Source organism: Bdellovibrio sp. HCB-110 (assembly GCF_047323225.1).
GTDB lineage: Bacteria > Bdellovibrionota > Bdellovibrionia > Bdellovibrionales > Bdellovibrionaceae > Bdellovibrio.
This window is the reverse complement of sequence record NZ_CP178750.1, coordinates 75,788-94,738: the sequence shown is the minus strand read 5'-3', so window position 1 is coordinate 94,738 and position 18,951 is coordinate 75,788. Positions and strand designations below refer to the sequence as shown.

Genomic DNA, 18,951 nt, shown 5'->3' with positions numbered 1-18,951 from the left:
GCTCTTTTAGTTCATTGGGTTTAGAAGATCAATGCCTACTTTTTCTTGGCCTTTTTAGTGGAAGAATTAGGCTCTCGACCGCCACAAGGCAGCTCTTTTATGAGCTTCATTCCAGAATCCATGTCTGGATGAAGAGGATCTGGAACTCTTTCCTTGATATCATCTCTCATAAAACGCGCCGTATAGGGCTTATCCGGGGCTGTGAGCTCTTTAATCTCTTTCTCTGACAACATCGATTCAATGGAGCCACGATAGGTCTTCACGGGCTCAAACATCTTTCCTCTGAGTGTTACGGCATTACCCATATTCACTTCAGCCAACTCTGCCAAGTCGGGTGAGAGACTTAAGATCACTTCACTCATAGAACCTTCATAAAGTTTAAGGACGTTTTTTCCCTCGAACTTGCGTAAAACTCCTGTGAACTCATATTCTCCGCATTTGAATTTTTCATTTGCTAGTGATGTTACCGAAAAGGTCGCAATCCACATCATTAACAAAGTTTTCCACATCATATTTTTCATAACACAAAACTCCTACAGGGGTTCGGCTTGGAGGATTTTTTTGAAAGCTCTTCGTAAAGGACTTGATAAACTTCTCTTTCAACTCGCGCGACTTCTTTTGCTTCATCAAAAAGACCGTCTTGAGTTCCATGGGCCGCCTTAAGAGATTCCCATTTTCTGAATCCCGGAGTATTCACGTAAGACCGATACACAGCAAGCTCTGCGCGGCCTTTTTCATCAAGCTGACCCTTGATTTCCCGTTCTTTGAGCAACTTGTATCCAAAAGCCCAATTGGCTTTATTACCGCACAATTTCATCGAAGCGACGGCGTGACATTCTTGTTTTTCAAGACCCGTTATCTCATCAAAAGTTTTCTGAACGCCACGTCGACTATTTTCATACTTTTTCATCGCGGCCTCTAGTTTTTGAACGAGCGGCTCCATCTGAGACTTCTCTATGCCAAATTTTACTTTGAGATAGCTGAAAATTTCTGAAGAGTTACCAATGTCTCTAAGAGCACTGACCAGCTTGGCGTAGGGATTTGATTTCGTACCGTAGCAGTAAGCACCCATTTCCTTAGTTGATTTGATAAGGCTTCTTTCCTGCATAGACTCAGAAAGAATCTTCGTTAACTCATAAGCTTTGCGACCGGCTTCTGAAGATATTTGTGGAGCTGCGGGAACTGCGGCCGTAGGGTGCGAACGACCATCTAGAAAGGCTTCTTCAAGCGTCAAGCCCTTTTTCATATTACGCCCAATAAAATCACCCGAAGTATTGTACGAAACTCCCCCTGCAGACGCCGAGATCACACAAGTTTTGTCCGTGCCTAATTTTAACGAATTTCCCGAGTAACAAGACAGATCTACGATGGCGAGAGAAACACCTTTCTTCTCGGCCAAGTCGCGAAGCTGAGCCAGCTCATCCATATTGAAACTTTGATCTGTTGTCGTAATGCTATGAGTGGACTGTGGCTTCTTTGGCTCTAAGCCGTGAGTCGCGATTGTGACCATCACCTGATCACCCTTCGCAAGACTCCCGTTATTAATACGGGCCTTGAGGCTCGCAATTTCATCGGCCATATTTTTGGCCGTCATCGGTTTACTTTTTCCTTTAAACTTTTGCTGAGCAATGGCTTCTGAATTTGCGTGACCACCATCAAAGTAAGAGCGAGCCGTCCAACCGCTTCCGGCAGAGAACGGTGCAAAGTTCGCATAAGCTGCATCAAAAATAGTAGACGGTCCCGCCGGCTCTCCGCCGCCCCCAAAATATACAACTTCTTTTTTTGCCCAAGCCTTCACTGACAATGCCAAAACCAGGAGTCCAAGAGCGACTCGTTTATTCCACATTATTTACTCCAACATACTTAGCAAGCCAGTAGGCATAAAGATAATCGACTCCGGAGTTTTCCACTCCTTTGCTATGACCCGTTTGATATTGAAATGCAGAGTCCTTCCAAACGAAGTTGCTTGAGAATGCTTGAAGTTCAAAAACGGGATAGTTGTAAAGACCTTGGTAAAAATAGTCGATAGGAGGTTCTGGTTTTTTCACAGCCTTCCAAAAAAGACGCGGAATGGGTGACATGCACCAGTCAGGTCTTAATGAATGGTCAATTGTCACATCCAGATTGGGACGAGGATAAGGAATTTCTCTTAAGCCCCACACCGATTGTCCAAGAGCGGATTTAAAGCGCGCATCGCTACTGTCCGAGCGGAAATTGCCACCGCGAGTTCCGTACTTATAGGCAAACCCGTAGGCCGCCAAGGTCAAGAGATGTCTCTGCGCGGGTTCATAGGTCACCCATGAATCCATCAAACGTTCACGCAATTGATCACGAATCTTACTTTGTCCCAAGAGATCTGCCAAAGTGATGTCGGTGATATCACCTACAATCCCAAGGTTGATGCCACTCCAATCCGCTGAACCATGCCAATAGAAAGTAGTATCAAAGCTGTATCCAGACACTTTCACTCTGAAGCTCTCGTATGCCTTAACGTACTGATCCTTGATTCCTTGGTCGCCCGTAATCAGAGCTGCAAGTCCAAGTGCCGCCGGTTTATTTTGTGGTTTCTCTGAAACAATTCGAAGCTCAATCAGTTTGCGAGATTTTTCACGAAGTGCGTTCCAAACTTCTGTATCTGACTTCGGAATCACAAGACTTGCCCAAAGAAATCCATGAGTGATTCCTTTCAACATGTCGTTATTACCGCCCTCAAGCCAAATAAGGTTTTCATATTTGCCAGTTCCACGATGCCACTTCTCTGGCACTTGTGTTTTCGGATCATAAACGGCAAGCGTTCTTGCAAACTCTTGCGAATTTCCAGTGATGTCCATCAGCGTGATAAGACCCTTGAGGGCATTACGCACGTTTTGCAATGCCTCGCTGTCTTTTGTCGTCAGATAGCGCATCGCTTGAGAACCCAAATACATTCCCGTCCAAAGAGCAGAATCGCCATCATAAGAATAAGAGAGCAGTTGACCGCTTTCATCCAAGATCGCGTGAGACAACATACCCGCTTCATTCAAGTGAAAGTCCCTGGCATTTTTATCAAAGCCACGAGCTTTATCATCCAGAGACGGTGAGTAGGCATTTCTTTTTACAACGGATTCAGTAATGCTGATGTCATCCGTGATTTTATTTACAACACGAATGACGTCTTTGTTATTGCGATAGAATTCAAAATCCGTCGGATCAAAAACGATGTAAGGATTTTCGTCTTTAAATTCAGGACGGTTCTTATACGCTTTCACTCGGGAATCTTTGTCGTAGCCAATATCCATTTTGAAAATCTTGATAACGCCACGAACTGGAAGAGGAATCTTTTTTCCTTTGGCATCAAGATTTCTTCGCTCATTCACCCAAAGCGGTTTTGCTTCGAGATCTCTTCTTGTCGTAATCCATTCTGAATAACTCGAGACTTTAGTGTCGGTATATTGAGTTGCAAGACCCGCAGATGATGCGACAAATCGGGAAGTGACAGCAACTGTATTTTTGAAATCAGAAGGTTCCCGTTTTTGATTGCCGAGTCTAGTGATGAAATCACCCTGTCGAATATCGTAAGTGATCGTGACGGAGTCACCCGTCGCCACCGCTTTTCCTGTCCAAATTTCTTGAACCTTCAAGCCGTCAAAGAAGTAGTTGATGTATGTAATCGCGCGAATGACATTGAAAGTCCCGTCGTTAGAGCGACGAAGTTCCAACTCTCCGTTATACGGCCCGCGTGTTGACGATGTTCCTTGTAAAAACCAAATACCCTCCATGCCGCCATTGGCTTGCAAAGAGGCGATATCACGAGGAATCTGTTTTTCTTTATGAGTGCATGAATTTAAAAGAAAAACGCTCAAAAATAAAAAGAGGAATGAACTCATTAGTTTCATTCCTCTATTCTCTCTAAGAAGCGCTCTAGGCAGGAGTCCTGAAAGGACAACCTCGCCCTTAGTATGGAACTTTATCTACTTTGGATTGCCACTCTTTGAAGACATCCAACGCTTCGTCATGGGCGCATTGGATCATGGGAACTTTACGGTCTTTAATTTCTTTGGGAATTTCTTGATAAAGGAAATCATCATCAAAATCGATATTGGCCGCATCTTTACGAGTATTGCCATAGTAGATTTTTGCAATACGGGCCCAATAAATCGCTGAAAGACACATAGGGCAGGGTTCGCAGCTCGTGTAAATCTCTGCGCCCTCAAGGCTGAAGTTTTTTGCGTTTTCACAAGCATTACGAATCGCCACGACTTCGGCGTGAGCTGTGGGATCATTGGAAGAAGTTACTTTATTCCAGCCCTCTCCAATGACTTTGCCATCTTTGACGATTACTGCGCCAAAAGGACCCCCGGCGCCTGCTTGCATATTGTTTCTGGAGAGCTCAATGGCTCTGATCATGAATTCCTTTTTCATAAGGAGGACATACTGGCGGGACTCGAGCTATTAGTCAACTCATAGGCTACAAGCCCCGCTCGCGTTTGCTATCCAAATTACTGCGCCGTGCGGGATCTGCGGGCTGCAACCTCTTCTATGGCTACACAATATTCCTTAATTTCATTTGTTTTAAGTTCGACCACCTTGCCACGAAATTCTGCTTTGCAAGTCACACCTTCATAACGTGGGAACATCTTTCTACAAGCTTCGACAGACGCCTGGGCGCGAGATGCGAGCTCCTCCTGATTGTTTGGATTATGCAAATATGCTTGCTGGAAGGCTTCTATGGAGTTGATTAGATTATTGCTGACATCCACGAGTTCCTGGGAGCAGGTGCCGTTTGTTTGAACTCCTGCGTTTTTGTTTTTGTCAGAGTCTTTTCCGCCCGCACATGCAGACAAGATAGACATAAGAGCGATTGAACCGATAAGTTTTACTGTTTTCATTTTGAACCTCCTGATTGGTTTCGGGAGATCCCTAGAGCAAGGCTACGGCCAGCGCTTGCCGGGCCGAAAGAGGCTTATATTTGATCTGAGGAGGGTCCGTCTTGAAATCCGGACGGACTCTTGGAATTGGGATCAGTCGACTTATTTGGATCGAATTATCTCTTCTTTTTAAAGTTAAGGAAATAGAGCCAGCCTTTGCCGTCTTTATTCTTTGAATCCTCTTCTAGCAATTTTATTTGATCTGAATAAATACGATCCAAGGCTGAGGGTTCTATATAATCCTCCCAGTTGAATTCAATGTTTGGCCATTCTTTGCCATCAACAACTTGTCCCAGATGGCCCTTTAGATGATCTTTTAAAACTTCAAATTGAATCTTCCAATTTTCTTTCCACGATTTATCTAAGACGACTTGATGTAAAAGATTGGCGTCTCCTTGGGCTTTTAGATGTTTTGATAGATATTCATCAAAGAAAAAATAAGTTGATACCTTTCCTTTAAGTTCTAAATCTTCGTTACTAAAACTAATACCCAATTGGTAGGAAGAATATATTGAAATTTTCATATGAACACGTCGGCCAGGCTTCGCAAGTGTCCATGACCATTTGTCATGCCCACCCTTTTTTAGTAGCTCATCCATATCTTTACTAGCTACATATTCAGTAGAAATAATATTGAATCCAAAATCTTTTGCTAAGTCTTCGATATAATCCGTCACAATTTTATCGGGGAATGGAATAGTTCTCATAATTTATTTACCTTACCAAAAATATTTAACACTTCATCATCATAAAAGCGACTGCGCTCATTTATTCCCTTGGGGTTTCCAATATCAATAACTGAAACTTGATCATCCTTAAGTTTTTGAACCCAATCCATATTTTCCTTGTAGATGGCAGTTTCGGGGATTTCTCCATACAACAAATACTTATCTTCGTTCCTTTTTACAGCCTCCTTCATTGAGTCTATCGCTGTTTTTGATGGCTCAAATACTCTTGTTTTTATTCCCGCCGCATTAAGTCTCGCACGAGCTTCACGAACGGATCCCATATCTCTTCCAATAACAGCGACTTCAGAGAAAGACTTTCCTTCTTTAAATCTAGCAATCTTCATGTTGCCCAATAAGTCAGAAACATTTCCGACTTGTGTAAGTGCACCGTTGATTGCGTTCTTTGCCACCGGGGTCCTAGCAGCAATTCTAATCCCAGCAAATGCTAACCCAGCAACTCCTGGCATTACTACTCCAATGCCAGCCATTATTCGTTCACTATCTGAAAGTTTTTCTCCAGTAACTAGATTTGTGCCCGTGATAAGCTCGTAAGCATCTTTACCCCAGCCGAGAGGTGAAACACTTATTCCAATATCGACTATTGTGCTTGCAAGTGTGGCTGCTCCATATTGAAGTGAATCCGCTGATGAGGTATCTCGAAATCTCGCAAATTCATATTCAGCTTCAGAGTGCAGATACTCAGCTTCACTTAAAACATTCATTTTCTGAGGACTTTGCCTGACGGAAGAGGACGTCTTCGCTCTCTCAATAGCATTCTTGATTGCAAGTTGTTTTTCCGCGAACCTTACGCTCTGTTCATATTCGAAGTATTCATCAGAGTTATCAAAGTTGGGAGTTATCGAATAATTCCACCAGTCTTTTTTATAGCCCAGTTCGGAACAATCAATGCTTGGCGCACAGTCTTTTATTCCATCTACTGGAAGTAAGCCTTTCCCATCTGCTGTTTTTACGAAATCGATACCTTTTCTATTTGTGTAAATATCGGTCAAATCTCGAGAGTTCTCATCGGTGGCAGGTTGTCCTCGATAATAGACCTCAGCTTGATCGTCCCTGAGAAAAATTACCCCATCACCTCTATCGGAATCCTGTCTTGAAATGCTGCGAACTTCTAAGTTGCCTCGCTCTTGCTTTGGCCATGGATTACGATTCGATCTATCATCCTTATGATTTCTATCAATTCCGCCTCGACCAGTTGATCCGCCATATGAACCACCATCCTGGTCCAATCCATCATCTTGACCGTCGTCATCATAATCCCCATTACCATTTCCATGACCACTCCGTTGCCGTCGCGATCATCACAACCAGATCCGGCGCAATTGCCATCAACACTTCCTTCGCCATTATCGCGACCGGGGGAAATAACAAAATCATCGTCAAAATCGAGATCTATTCTTCCGTCATGATTCCCATCTCTGCCGTCATTGTTGTCGGCATATGCCAACGGCGAAAGAACCAACTGAAAAACTAGAATCGCACTAATAATTTTTTTGAAATTTCTCGCGGTATAAATAGGGATAAATGGACTGAAAATCTTTGTTTGCACTTTGCGCCTCCAATAGTTTCGAGAAGGCATAAAAGCAACGGCTTGGCCGGACGATACCAGGCTATAAACAATCTATATTTGAGCTCGCACTATAAGTATCCGGAAACTCGGATCATGTCTTAGAATCCAGAAACCCAGGTGAGTCTGCAAAACTGTGTTTTTCTATCTGTCTATTAGTTCGACAGCATTCGCCTAGCAATTTATGTCAGCACATTTGATATTTCATTTTATCTGCTGTTTAAGTCGATTAAGGCAGGCAAATATTTTGCATCACTTCGCCTAAACTGAAAGTGGTTGTTTATGAAGCTAAATTTTGTGTTTATCATTCTTTGGACGCTCTTCTTTGGGTCCGCTGCCTGGGCCGGACAGACAATAATGTATACCTTTGAAAAGGGAAATACCTACGACCAGTGCTATACATCCTCTGGTAAAGGCGGCAATCACACTAATTGTACAAAGCGTTCCTGCTCTGAATTAAGCGGCTCCAACAACATTCCCCCGAGCTGCTTCTCGACAAGATATTCTGAAGTCATCGAAATGGATTTATACAAAAAGGAAAAAGAGGAAGCACAGGCTCGCATCAATGATCTAGAAAATCAGATTCTGCAATATCGCCAACAAATGGCTCAGTCCCAAGTAGATCTCATGGAAACAATGATTCGTGATCCGCAATTTAGAGCCGCTTTGGCAAAACAACTTAAAGCAGACAATCAGAGATAGTGAATTATGAAAAGAGTCTTCCTTACCTCATCGGTCCTATTCGCTTTATTAACGGCGTGCCAACCGTCCGGTAACAAAGTTATACACATTCACTCACCCAACGATAAAACTTCGCCTAAAGAAGACTCTGAAACGAAAGTGGACTCGAGAGCCGAGACTATCATCAATGGCTCCTTTCTGCCCCTCAGAACAAAAAGTTTTTTGGTTTCAAATTCTGATGTCCAGACTATTTTAAAAGGCGGACCTTCTTCCTCAGACGCTCTCTTAAAAGCACAAAACGCATATTACTCTGAACAACAAAAGATCTCTGAAGATGTAGGCATTTTAAATACTTCCAAAGATGGCATAGACTACTTGTTAACGGCGACTGCCGTAGGCGCCGGCGCAATGGGAATCACCGCACCCGTGGCCATCGCTATTGAGGTCACAAATAAAGCTTTGAACCAGGCGCTTGAGTATGGCATCGGCGAAATGGAAAAGAAGAGTCAGGATGAGGCATCAAAACTATTGGCCGACAAACTAAATCGCGTATCTGCGAAGGACCTCAGAGAATTCAATTCATTAAAAGGTTTGAATCCCGATCAAGCTCTTCTCCGAGCGGAACAAATGGTCAACAACTGGATGTCCGAAAAAGACCTTATGTCTTTACCAGCGCCCCAAAGAGCAGAGGCGAGATCAATTATTTCAAGTTGGATGGCTCGTACGGCTATTGCGAAGCTTGCAGAAAATCAATCTGCTAATGATATAATTCAAAAAAATATCTCTGCCGATTTAGATTCGACAACAAAAGAGCTTTTCGCCCTAGGAAAGAGTCTTAATACCTTCGCAAAAGAAACTAGATCCAATTTGCAAAAAATTGTGGAAACCCAAGAAGGAATTTCGAAAGAACTAAATCAAATTTCAGGTGATTTATCAAAACAAACACAAAAAATTGAAAAGGTGGCAGATGATGTTGATTTCTTGAAGAACTTTGCCTTCTCTAGAATGTCAGCGCGAGAACAGCTTTCTTACCTGAAAAATCAGATACCCCCTGAAACTGGAAAAAAAGAATGGGATAAAAGAATTTCTCTGTTGGAAAGAAAAATTGAATTTGAAGAAGGCTATAAAGAGTACTTCAATGGCGCTCAGAACCTTGTCACTATAGGAAAGAATTTAGGTGTTAACGGCGCCACTCTTCAAAGCATTCAAGATGGTCTTGAAAAGCTTGATCGTCTCAAATCTGGTGTCGAAAGTATAATGCAGAACAACTACTTGGCAGGTATCGCATCTCTATCAGGCCTTTTCGGCGGAGGCGGCGAAAGTGCCGAGGCTGCAAGACATCGTGCCATAATCGCGCGATTAGATCGTGTAATTGAAAATCAGAAATTAATCTCGGAGCAAATTCAGGTTAGCTTTAAGATACAAGTAGAAATGTTAAATACTTTGTCTAATCAGCTTAGACAATCTACTGAAGTTTTATATCTGAAAATGGATAAAGTTCACAACGACGTTCTCGGAAACCGGGTGCTACTAGCCAATATTGTTCACCGTGGATTGAAATCTTGTGAATTCGTGTCAGATCAAATTCGTGATAAAGGGCTTCAAAAAGCGTTCTTTGCTCCTTCTAATTTTAAAAGACATCTCTCGGAGTGTTCTTTAGAGTATGACAATCTTTTTGGAAGAAAAGACTTCGCAACCTATTTTGCTCTTGGAGTATACAAAGAAGCTCGGTCCAAGGAAGTCTTCGAAGCCGAAGAGTCGATTTATGCAGACTCTCTGACCTATATTTCCGGAAAGTTTAAAGACAATTACTCCTTAAATTCTTCTCTTGGGAATCCCAGCGAAAATGCCTATGGACTTATTCAGAAGAATAATGCTTTAAAAGCAGATCTATCAAAACGCATATCATATGGAGAACTGAGCGAAGAAACTGAAAACTTAAGAACACGCTTCTTCAGCCCGGGAGTCATTAAGAATGTTCAACGTATGATTGCTATTTTTCCGGCTATTAATATATGGAACGCGAGGACAGCGGATAACTTCTCGACTCCGTCCGACTTCCTCAATCTCAAGGAGGAAGCAGGGAAGGACGATATCGCTTTGCTTGATTCAGCATTGAAGCTTGTGAATCTCTCCATTCAGCAAGAAAATGTTCTCGCTGGCGATATGATTCTACCCTTAATGTATGAAGACTTTGCTGAAATTCAAAATGAAGATAATAAGTGCTTGGGAAGCGTTCAAGTTCATGCACGTTGCTTATTGCAACAGAACAAACTGCTTTTCAGAAATTTTCTTGTGTTCAGTCTTTACAAAGAATTCCACGATCAGCGTTTTTCAGTAGCTACATATAGACAGCAACTTCGAATTCCCGGAGATATAAAAGGCCTTAAGGCTTTATTAAAAAACAATTGGAATATCAGTTGGAATGCCGAAAAAGGCATTTACGAAGCTAAGGTCGCAGGTCAGCCTTTTCCAATGCCTTCATATGATGAAGTCGTTGAGGCGAAACTGTCTATTACCGAAGTGCTTCCGTCTCTTCTTCGCACAAGGGAAGATCTAATCCATCTAAAGACAGAAATGAGAATAAACTCGACGCTAAAAAGTGATGAAAAAGCTACGATACACAGACTGTTTATTCGTTAGATTTATCTCATTAATTTGAAGTTTTTGTATTTTCTATCTGTCTAAAATTCTAACAGTGGTGAGTGTGCCTCGACTTGGTGTATACGTACTTCTGTTTTAGGAGGATGCATGCGTTCGTTCACAGTTGCTATCGTAATTGCACTTTGTATGAACGCCTGTTCATTTAAAAAGGATGATGCTAAAAACGACTCTACTCCTAAAGACAATTCTCCTGCCGACGTTGTGGAGACGATTCAAAAAGAACAGGAAAAGCAAGCCTTCGAGGGACAGCTGACGGAGAAGAATGTTCTGGTTACGTTCGAGGAACAGTCGGAGCCTATGCTGTACAAGATGAGAATTACTTGGCCCGAGCAAGTTAAACGAATGCAAGTTATCGTTAATAAGAAAACACCCGTTATCTATACTTCGATAAATTCTGCACATTTACATGAGGAACCTGTTTGGTCATCAAAAGAACAAGAAATTGAACTTATCGCTTATGATTCCCTAGGTGCTCCAGTTTCATCGCTAGCTTTAAAAGAGAAAGCACCTCTTGATTATGTTTTAGGAACAGACCTTAATTTAACTCAAGACACGGTAATTGATGTAAACCGTTTTTTTATCTTTCCAAAAGCTCAACTTCAAACAAATGGACATCACCTCAGCATTCGTACAAAAAAACTTATAGTCGAACCATCGGAAGAACAAGTTTCCTTTTCCTCCGTAGGAAGCCTGCAATACGCACATATCTTGACCCATGTACCATCTAGTAAAATCAGCAATGAAACTGACTACAGAGAGTCTGCGATCACTATTCAAGCTGACAAAGCTATTGGCTTACTTAGAGTTGGATTAATTGGTGCTGATGGTATCGATGGCCGCGATGGTGACGCCATTGAAAAAGATCTTGGTATTTCAAAAACTAATGCTGATAAAGACGGTGCAAATGGCGAAAACGGTATTCTAAAATCTAAAGTTATTCCCAATGGCATTAATGCCATCGACGGCTCTCCACGTGATAGAGAAGTCTCAATTTGTGAGAAAGCTCCATCAAACGGCAAAGATGGTAAGCCTGGCAACCAGGGTCATTCCGGCGAGAATGGTCGAAATGGCGGGCCTACTGGAAGCCTCTCAATTTTTGTGAATGAGCAAGAAGGATTATCTGTCGAGGTAGTTCAACGGCCAGGACAACCAGGGAAGGGTGGTCTCGGTGCTTCTGGACACAATGGAGGCCATGGAGGAAAACCGGGCCTCAACCCAGGCCACCCTTGCACTTCCGCCCAAAAAGGTGCTGATGGTCCACAAGGACCAAAAGGTTCCGATGGTATAGACGGACAACCCGGAAAGGTTGGAGATATCCTTCCTGGAGTTAAACGTATTAAGGTTATTCAGCTCTAATTTTATTTAATCACCGGGCTTGGATAGTGAGCTCTATATAAATCCCAGGCATCGATCATCGAACCATCTTCAAAGACACAGAAGTCATATTGATTATTCTTTTCGTCTTTTAAAACTCTATTCTTGGCGCCAACATCCCAGCAATAATTTGCACCGGGGTTACCAACGAAGGGAGCTTTGGTTTCTTGAACTTTGAATGGCTTGCCTTTAGCAACAAGCATCGCTTTGCAGTTTTGTTTTTTTACGCACAAGTCGTTTATACGAAAGTTCCCAATCTTTTGAGTTTGAACTTGGGTGTAGGCGTTGTTTACAAAGTATTTTAGTTTAAGGTCAGTGCCGGCTGTAAATGCAAGAGAACTAAGAAAGATTAGGGAGATGATTTTCATTTTGAAGTTCCTTATTTTTTATCTGCAAACCAACCCAGGATATCGGGAGCAATCTTAGTGTGCTTTAGTAACGTATCCGCATCCACCCATCCTCCGTCAAACTGATCTTGCCATGACTTGCCCCAACTATTCACGACTTTGAATGAATACCTGCAATCGTTCGGGGATTTGCAAATTTCTCGGTATCCGGCGATAACAACAGCATGAGAATTTTCGTTTTTGCAATCCTTCGCGTTTTCGTTTCCTAAACAAATATTAGCAAGGGCAACGGGTCGTCCCGTTTTTTTTATAATATCTCTGACTTTTTCCTTAATTTCTTTGGGTGATGCATTTGCATTCTTAGGAAACATTTCATACTTAACATTTTCATGGTTTTCAAAGGCCACCATCTGACTTGGTCTCCGACATTCTGAGGCGCCCAACAGGTCGTCTAAAAATTTATTGAAGGTTTCCGCTGCAAACGCTTTTGCGACTTTTATATTATCAACCTTTAAGTTCAAATTCTTTTCAACTTCCGGCAAAGCTTTGTCGGCGGCTGTTGTATAGATATTGTTAATACACTCATCACATCCTGCTTTCGAGCTCGCTTCCTTTTTTGCCTCATCAAATTGCATTTTTAGTCGCGCCCATAGATTCTTCTGAGCTTCTTCAGTTTCTCCACGAGAATTCATTTTACTAAGAATTTTATCTAGTGATAAACAAGATTCACTTGCCGCTTCTTTTGTACCGAGGGCGCCAATTAACGCAACGTCGTGCGGATCTCCTCCACCAACATATAAGCCATGGTATGAGCTTAAATCTTCTGATATCGCCTTCCCATCTGCTGGTCTATGAATTCTCGATAAATCCAATGGCGAAAATAATTCCGACTCTGGTAAGTTCGCACAGTCAGATTTTAATTTTCTGCAGTTTTCTGCTTGCATCATCGTGGCCGCTACGTGTGCATAACAAATTCCCAAACCATCTTGAGAGGTAATTCGTGGCATATTTGTAACCTCAGAATCGGCTTTTATTTGACTATAAGAAAAATCAATCTTTGGTTTTACAAAAGCCAGATATGCTATGGATTTCATTGAAAACAATGATATGCAAATTAGTATAGCAAAATTTCTCATATTTAGATTTTGAGTTATCTATTGCAGCTTTAAAAGTGGGATTTAGCAGGACCAGACAATAGTCCATATAAATTATAGATGTTGGCCTAGTATAAACTGATTCCTATTATTCCGATATGCGCTAGTAGATGCGGTACCTACTATTAATATTTTCTATTTATTTAGTTTTCGATGCTCACCCCGCCAAGGGTGTTTCTGTTACTCCTTTTTCTTCAATAGAGCAGAAAAGAAAAGTGTTTTCATTGATTGACAATGAGTATGAAGACACGCGCATTGATTACGATTTAGATAATAATATTGATTTTTGGAGAATCAAAAAAGGTGATCTCGTTATTGAGGTTTATTTCCAAAAGAACGTATCTGTGTACCATATAAGGCATATTAAAAATAATTCTGTAAGCGAAAGAATCCTTTTTGCAAAGGATGGTGCTTTCAACGTCGCCTATGCCGTGCAACGAAAACAATTTGTCTACAATTTTACTTCCGAAGGTCCCCTTTGCTCGAGTAACCAAAAAGCAGAATGGGAAAAGCTAAAGGCATCATTTTCTCAAATATCCAAAAATAACATTTCAATTTCGGTTGAAAATTTTATTGGCGAACAGTGCTACAAAGAGTTGGATGCACCCGTATATAAAAAACTTAGAGATGTGTCTTCGGAAGTTTTTTCGCCTCCGGGAACCAATGATAATAGCTTATTAAGCTGCCTTGAGAGTCCCGAAGTAGGGAAGTATTTTATAAATACTTTTGGAGAAAAGGATGGCCCCTTAAATCATGAAAAAGCTATTATAGGATTCAAGAACTCCATCATAAAATTCGTCGATTTAGGGAAGACCTCTGAATCTCCCGTTCTTTCCTGTAAGAAAGTTGAAGAATTAACTCCGAAGAACCCAATGAAGGTTACCGAGTCTGGCAAACAAATACAGTTTCAGTTTGGAAAGAATATCAGTGAAGTTTCTAATCAGGATCTTAAGGCTCAACTTTTCCACGAGTCCTTGCATATTTCATCCTTGAAGAATGAAAAGTTAAATGATGCCATAACTAATTTTTGCGTTAACGGTAAAAAGTCTAACGAAAAAATCAATAAAGCAGAGTTGGCCTCGCAACTATCGGATGCATCGAAATTTACCAGCAGTACGTTCACATCCGAACTCGACATCTTAAATGGAGAAAAAATTGCTGCAAATTCTGCAAGCCAAAAAATCCCAAAGAGTGTTGCTGAAACCCCATTGAATCCTTCAAAAGATAAATCTCCTGTTGATATGAATCGCATGGCTGATGCTGCGGGAACAGCAACCGTTGCAGAAGTTAGTAAAGCGCAAACTAGCGGTGTTGTGAGAATGGCTGAGAGTGTCTTGGGGTCTACTCCTGCGGTCGCCGCCGAGCCTACATCTTTAGCTTCTAGCTCTAGTACAACTTCGGGATCAGGCACGTCTTCGTCTGGCTCCTCTTCTAGTTCTAGCAGCTACGCAAGCTCACCATCTTATAGTGCATCTTCAACTTCATCTTCTGACGATTCAAGACCTGCAAGACGCGTAAGTGATTCCTCTCGATCTCCTGCGAGTGATTATCAACTTGATATGTCGACTGTTGGAGCAAAAGCACCCACAGTGAAAATCGCTGCCTCTGCAAACGGCAACAGCCTTGGCAAAGGTGAATATATAAAAGAGGAAGTTGATCTAACAAAACCTGCTGTCACACCAAGCTCAAGCGTCGGAAGAGTTCCCGCAAGCACTAAAACAGGTTCATCTGATGTCTCTGCTTCTGCCTCCTCACAGACTAATAATACAGAACAAGCAAGTAGCAGCGGTGGGGGAAGCTATGGAGCCGCCGGAAGAGGAGCATCTTCAGCCAATCTCAGCTCAGGTTCACAATCGTCCAATGAGTCCACGTCTACCTCTCCACAACGACGAGGAACTTCCTCTCAAACAGCGGGTGGATCTTACGTTCCAAGTCGCGATGAAGTTGTGTCGTTCTTCTCTGGGGGATCTTACCAGCAAGCTCGTGGAAAATTGAAAGATCAAGGATTCGTGCAAACACTGAAGAAAAATAATATTACCGTCTATGATTTGGGCGGCAATACATACGGTGCTTCTAAGGGAGAAATTATTTTTGTCGACCAAGGAGATCGCTTTGTTCGGCAAAAATAAAAAATCTATTCTAATACTTCTGTTGGCTTTCTTCTGGGTTGGGTATGTCGCCTTTACTGGATATCAATTCTATATTCAGGGATCGAAACTGGCTGATCACTTGGGAGCCGCGAGAAAAGCAAATCTGGATTATATTCTGCAATCTAGCATTGGGTCCCTTGTTCAGGAACATCCTGATGGACTTCATGACAAGTTATCTCAGGCACGTAAGTTAGGATTCGTTGATTTTTTCATTCTGCAAAAAGGTGAGGAGCCTGTTTTTTTTGAAAACAACTCTGGCAATCTTGAAGACATCAATCACAACTATGTCAATTTCAATAAGCTTATTGAGGTCGACGGTCTTAAATTTAAAACCATCAAAGTCATGGACTATCGCCTGACGGCGGGGATTAATTCAAACGCCAGAAAAACAATCATAGCTACCTTAAAAAACATGCTCCCCATGTTTATTAAAGACATTGTTGTTGTTACTACATTCTTAGGTTTTGTTGCGTATCTCTTATTAAGAGACATTATCAACCTTAGCAAGCTTCTCTCCAGCCGCTCCCGCTCCGAAATCGCAAACATAAAAGCCACTTCCGCCGAAGCCGAAACCATCCTCAAAGCGTCCATGGGACTTGAAGGTGAACGTGTTCGTCTTGAAAAACTCAGTGAGGTCTACGGGGAAACCGTAGGGCCTGCGATTCGCCATGAATTGAAAAGTGGGAAAGAAGCACCGTATAGTTTCTCGGCGACTTTGTGTCGTATCGACCTCAATGGATACACGCAGATGTTCTTGGAAAAAGACGATAAGTACGTAACAACGATCCTCAATCAATACTTTGCGAAAGCTCGTGAAGTGATTGAGCGCCACGGTGGACTCATTTATCAATTCGTTGGGGACGAAATCGTTTTTCTTTTTAAAGATGAAACAACTCCGGATCTGTCTTCTGAATCGTTGGCTATTGCTTGTATTCGCGATCTCTTCTATGAGGCAACTGTGATTGAAAAGAACCTCCCCGAAGAGGCCAATCACTACTTCAAACTGAAAGGTTCCTTTGCCAAAGGCACAATGAGATTCACACGTTTAGATGAAGGACATGCTTTGAGCGGCCTTCCTCTGATCGAGTCTGTTCGTTTGCTTTCATTGATCGACGACAAAACTCATCAAGTTCTGACGTTCTTCCAAGAGGCTTCAGCTAGCGCTGACGGTTTGGCATTTATCTTTGATCGGAAAGTGAATCAGCTTAAAGGATTCAAAGAGGAGTCGCTTCTTTGTCGTTCTCGGGATTTCAACTCTATCGAATGGGTGTTTGAATCTAATATGTGGGAACGTCTTGCCTATTTCCGCAGTGATGAACACATGCTCTTTGTTCTTAAAAAAGTGCGTCTGATGGCAGTTACAAGACGCGATGACGATATCGTGAGAATGCTGACAGCTTTGAAATACCATAGATTTGAACATACAACTCGAGAAATCGTTACGGAGTCAGAACTCACTCTGACTTCATTCTTGCGTGGCGAAGAAGAAGGTCTTCTTAGCACGAAAGCTCTTTCAGCCGTCGTGAGTCTTCTGGGCAGAATTATTCCAAAAGGACTTTGGAGCACAGCTCTCCAAGACTCCGTCGTGAAGCTTCTAGATCACAAAGATCCACGCGTTCAAGCAAATGCTATTGTCGTCTTAGGTCGCTACGGTTATCCAGCGCGCAGAATTTGGGAGAATATGTTCTCTTCAAATAATCGCGTCGCAGCGGATACGATTGTTGAAGTCGCAAAACAACAGCTCAACGCTGATGTCTGGGACGCTCTCCACAGACTTCTCAACAGTTCTCACCCAACCCACAAACGGTCCGGCGAGTATGCTCTACAAAGTATTCTTGCTTACTATCAAGAAGCGGATCCGGTTTTCTTGAAAGCGAATCCGATATTAGTGAAAATGCAGGCGATCAAAACCACGAAAGTGGCTTAGTGATTCGCCTTCATTTTTTGAATCCTGCTTGAAATCCACGGCCACACCATTGGAATCAACGAAACCCCAATCACGCCGAAGATCACAATGTGGAAATTCTTTTTAACAACGGGAAGATTTCCAAAGAAGTGTCCCGCCAAAATAAAAATGAAAACCCACGCGACCGCGCCGATCACATTGTAAGATAAAAACTTTTTGTAGTTCATAGAACCAATGCCCGCAACAAACGGAGCAAAGGTTCGAACAATCGGTGCAAAGCGAGCAGCGACGATCGTGAAAGGACCCCACTTGTCATAGAAAGCTTGGGTTTGATCTAAATATTCTTTTTTAAAGAAGCGTGAATTGCTCTCAAAGACCTTCGGACCGACGTACTTACCTATGTGATAGTTGACGGTGTCCCCTAAAATTCCCGCGATTGTTAAGATCGAAAGAAGTAGCCACAAATTCAAGCCATTCTCGACCGTCGTGAAAGCACCCAATGCAAATAGCAAAGAGTCACCAGGTAAAAACGGAGTTACCACAAGGCCTGTCTCTGCAAAGATGATAAGGAATAAAACCACATACAACCACGGACCGAAGAAAGCGATCCATTCAGGGATGTGCTGATCAAGATGCAAAATAATATCAACGAATTCCATCATAGAGCCCAGAATGTTTGGAAATCATCTTTAGAGCAAGATAAATAGGTTCACGAGCCTACCTTCGACGCAAAAATAAAAAAAGGCGCTCGGAGAACGCCTTTCGTAGAATCTACACCCCAACCTTCGAAGCCTCTAATGACAATCCTAAGTTTTTTAAAATTTGTTTGCCGTAAAACTCACCCATCGCACCCGGCATTACTTTAAGAAAAAGAAAGAATGTTATACCTGATGACATTGGCTCAATTCTAATCCTGAGCTCCTTGTCTTTCTGTTCGGCGATTATCTGAAACGCCCACAATCCGAAGCCTTTAATTAAAAAGGATTGGTCCTTTTGTTCAGTTCTAACCAAAAAGAACTGCTTTCTAATTGCCTCGGAAACGTCTTCAACAGAGAAATTTGCAGTAGCATTTTCGTATTGCCAATAAAATCCTTTATTTTCAGGATTCCTAGAATAATTTAAATACATCGAATACAAAAACAAAAATCCGAAAAATAAACCACTGTCACTTTTTGAACCATAAAACATGGCGAACGGAAGCGAGCAAAGCATGATCGTATGCTTGGGCAGTAGTGTTCCATTGCGATTCGGACCAAAAAAATCATTAGAATTAACTCCAAAAAAAATCAACGCAAGTACTAGAAAATATCCGAAGTCTTGAAATCTAATTCCACCGCTAATAAACCAATAACTTAAAAACAGTAAATAACCCACAACTAATCCGAGAGGAATAGCGGTTATTAGGACAAAAATCCCGAGCCTTAAAACTCCATTCTGTTTCAGTAGTTCTTTCAT

General features: G+C 42.0%; 17 protein-coding genes. 5 read left to right on the top strand and 12 right to left on the bottom strand.

Features of this window, described 5'->3' with window-relative positions:
• Positions 1–35 precede the first annotated feature (35 nt).
• The 8 genes from ACL934_RS00460 to ACL934_RS00425 form a co-directional block, all read right to left on the bottom strand.
• Entirely contained in the window at positions 36–521 is a 486-nt protein-coding gene (locus ACL934_RS00460) for a hypothetical protein (RefSeq protein WP_374076694.1), read from the bottom strand.
• Positions 518–1,846: a hypothetical protein gene (locus tag ACL934_RS00455; RefSeq protein ID WP_413612896.1), complete on the bottom strand. Its 1,329-nt coding sequence runs from the start codon at positions 1,844–1,846 to the stop codon at positions 518–520. Before ACL934_RS00455 ends, ACL934_RS00460 begins: the two co-directional genes overlap by 4 nt.
• The gene (locus tag ACL934_RS00450) at positions 1,836–3,866 is read right to left on the bottom strand and encodes a hypothetical protein (protein WP_413612895.1); all 2,031 of its coding nucleotides are present in this window, start codon (positions 3,864–3,866) and stop codon (positions 1,836–1,838) included. The genes ACL934_RS00455 and ACL934_RS00450 overlap by 11 nt, the downstream gene beginning before the upstream one ends.
• A 67-nt stretch (positions 3,867–3,933) precedes the next feature.
• Positions 3,934–4,401 carry a nucleoside deaminase gene (locus tag ACL934_RS00445; RefSeq protein WP_374076686.1) on the bottom strand — a complete coding sequence of 156 codons (468 nt, stop codon included), beginning with the start codon at positions 4,399–4,401 and terminating at the stop codon, positions 3,934–3,936.
• Between the two features lie 77 nt (positions 4,402–4,478).
• Positions 4,479–4,868: a hypothetical protein gene (locus ACL934_RS00440; protein ID WP_413612894.1), complete on the bottom strand. Its 390-nt coding sequence runs from the start codon at positions 4,866–4,868 to the stop codon at positions 4,479–4,481.
• A 155-nt stretch (positions 4,869–5,023) separates the two neighbouring features.
• The gene (locus ACL934_RS00435; protein ID WP_413612893.1) at positions 5,024–5,614 is read right to left on the bottom strand and encodes a hypothetical protein; all 591 of its coding nucleotides are present in this window, start codon (positions 5,612–5,614) and stop codon (positions 5,024–5,026) included.
• Complete coding sequence (locus ACL934_RS00430; protein ID WP_413612892.1) at positions 5,611–6,645, bottom strand: pre-toxin TG domain-containing protein; 1,035 nt, start codon at positions 6,643–6,645, stop codon at positions 5,611–5,613. The genes ACL934_RS00435 and ACL934_RS00430 overlap by 4 nt, the downstream gene beginning before the upstream one ends.
• Positions 6,646–6,764: 119 nt before the next feature.
• The gene (locus tag ACL934_RS00425; RefSeq protein WP_413612891.1) at positions 6,765–7,202 is read right to left on the bottom strand and encodes a hypothetical protein; all 438 of its coding nucleotides are present in this window, start codon (positions 7,200–7,202) and stop codon (positions 6,765–6,767) included.
• Positions 7,203–7,739: 537 nt separating this feature from the next.
• Here ACL934_RS00425 and ACL934_RS00420 point away from each other — a divergent pair.
• The 3 genes from ACL934_RS00420 (at position 7,740) to ACL934_RS00410 (ending at position 11,921) form a co-directional block, all read left to right on the top strand.
• Positions 7,740–7,922 (top strand): hypothetical protein, encoded by a 183-nt coding sequence (locus ACL934_RS00420; protein WP_374076682.1) that lies wholly within the window; start codon positions 7,740–7,742, stop codon positions 7,920–7,922.
• A gap of 405 nt (positions 7,923–8,327) precedes the next feature.
• Positions 8,328–10,544 (top strand): hypothetical protein, encoded by a 2,217-nt coding sequence (locus ACL934_RS00415; protein WP_413612890.1) that lies wholly within the window; start codon positions 8,328–8,330, stop codon positions 10,542–10,544.
• 108 nt (positions 10,545–10,652) lie between these two features.
• Entirely contained in the window at positions 10,653–11,921 is a 1,269-nt protein-coding gene (locus ACL934_RS00410) for a hypothetical protein (RefSeq protein WP_413612889.1), read from the top strand.
• 2 nt (positions 11,922–11,923) lie between these two features.
• Here ACL934_RS00410 and ACL934_RS00405 read toward each other — a convergent pair whose 3' ends face one another.
• Together ACL934_RS00405 and ACL934_RS00400 are read right to left on the bottom strand one after the other, a co-directional pair.
• Positions 11,924–12,307: a DUF333 domain-containing protein gene (locus ACL934_RS00405; RefSeq protein WP_413612888.1), complete on the bottom strand. Its 384-nt coding sequence runs from the start codon at positions 12,305–12,307 to the stop codon at positions 11,924–11,926.
• 11 nt (positions 12,308–12,318) lie between these two features.
• A complete protein-coding gene (locus ACL934_RS00400) occupies positions 12,319–13,422 on the bottom strand; it encodes a hypothetical protein (RefSeq protein WP_413612887.1) in 1,104 nt (367 codons plus the stop codon).
• 233 nt (positions 13,423–13,655) lie between these two features.
• Between ACL934_RS00400 and ACL934_RS00395 the strand changes: the two genes are divergently transcribed.
• Together ACL934_RS00395 and ACL934_RS00390 are read left to right on the top strand one after the other, a co-directional pair.
• Positions 13,656–15,569, top strand: a complete 1,914-nt coding sequence (locus tag ACL934_RS00395) for a hypothetical protein (protein ID WP_413612886.1) — start codon at positions 13,656–13,658, stop codon at positions 15,567–15,569.
• Positions 15,532–17,517: an adenylate cyclase gene (locus tag ACL934_RS00390; RefSeq protein WP_413612885.1), complete on the top strand. Its 1,986-nt coding sequence runs from the start codon at positions 15,532–15,534 to the stop codon at positions 17,515–17,517. The genes ACL934_RS00395 and ACL934_RS00390 overlap by 38 nt, the downstream gene beginning before the upstream one ends.
• Here the strand turns inward: ACL934_RS00390 and ACL934_RS00385 are convergent.
• Together ACL934_RS00385 and ACL934_RS00380 are read right to left on the bottom strand one after the other, a co-directional pair.
• A complete protein-coding gene (locus ACL934_RS00385; RefSeq protein WP_413613504.1) occupies positions 17,514–18,155 on the bottom strand; it encodes a DedA family protein in 642 nt (213 codons plus the stop codon). The genes ACL934_RS00390 and ACL934_RS00385 overlap by 4 nt on opposite strands.
• Positions 18,156–18,267: 112 nt before the next feature.
• Entirely contained in the window at positions 18,268–18,951 is a 684-nt protein-coding gene (locus tag ACL934_RS00380) for a hypothetical protein (protein WP_413612884.1), read from the bottom strand.

Coding starts and splice junctions, on each gene's coding strand:
- ACL934_RS00440 (WP_413612894.1), bottom strand. CDS start 4,868: ATGAAAACAGTAAAACTTATCGGTTCAATCGCTCTTATGTCTATCTTG.
- ACL934_RS00410 (WP_413612889.1), top strand. CDS start 10,653: ATGCGTTCGTTCACAGTTGCTATCGTAATTGCACTTTGTATGAACGCC.
- ACL934_RS00450 (WP_413612895.1), bottom strand. CDS start 3,866: ATGAGTTCATTCCTCTTTTTATTTTTGAGCGTTTTTCTTTTAAATTCA.
- ACL934_RS00445 (WP_374076686.1), bottom strand. CDS start 4,401: ATGAAAAAGGAATTCATGATCAGAGCCATTGAGCTCTCCAGAAACAAT.
- ACL934_RS00380 (WP_413612884.1), bottom strand. CDS start 18,951: ATGAAAGAACTACTGAAACAGAATGGAGTTTTAAGGCTCGGGATTTTT.
- ACL934_RS00400 (WP_413612887.1), bottom strand. CDS start 13,422: ATGAGAAATTTTGCTATACTAATTTGCATATCATTGTTTTCAATGAAA.
- ACL934_RS00460 (WP_374076694.1), bottom strand. CDS start 521: ATGAAAAATATGATGTGGAAAACTTTGTTAATGATGTGGATTGCGACC.
- ACL934_RS00405 (WP_413612888.1), bottom strand. CDS start 12,307: ATGAAAATCATCTCCCTAATCTTTCTTAGTTCTCTTGCATTTACAGCC.
- ACL934_RS00385 (WP_413613504.1), bottom strand. CDS start 18,155: ATGGAATTCGTTGATATTATTTTGCATCTTGATCAGCACATCCCTGAA.
- ACL934_RS00420 (WP_374076682.1), top strand. CDS start 7,740: ATGGATTTATACAAAAAGGAAAAAGAGGAAGCACAGGCTCGCATCAAT.
- ACL934_RS00455 (WP_413612896.1), bottom strand. CDS start 1,846: ATGTGGAATAAACGAGTCGCTCTTGGACTCCTGGTTTTGGCATTGTCA.
- ACL934_RS00435 (WP_413612893.1), bottom strand. CDS start 5,614: ATGAGAACTATTCCATTCCCCGATAAAATTGTGACGGATTATATCGAA.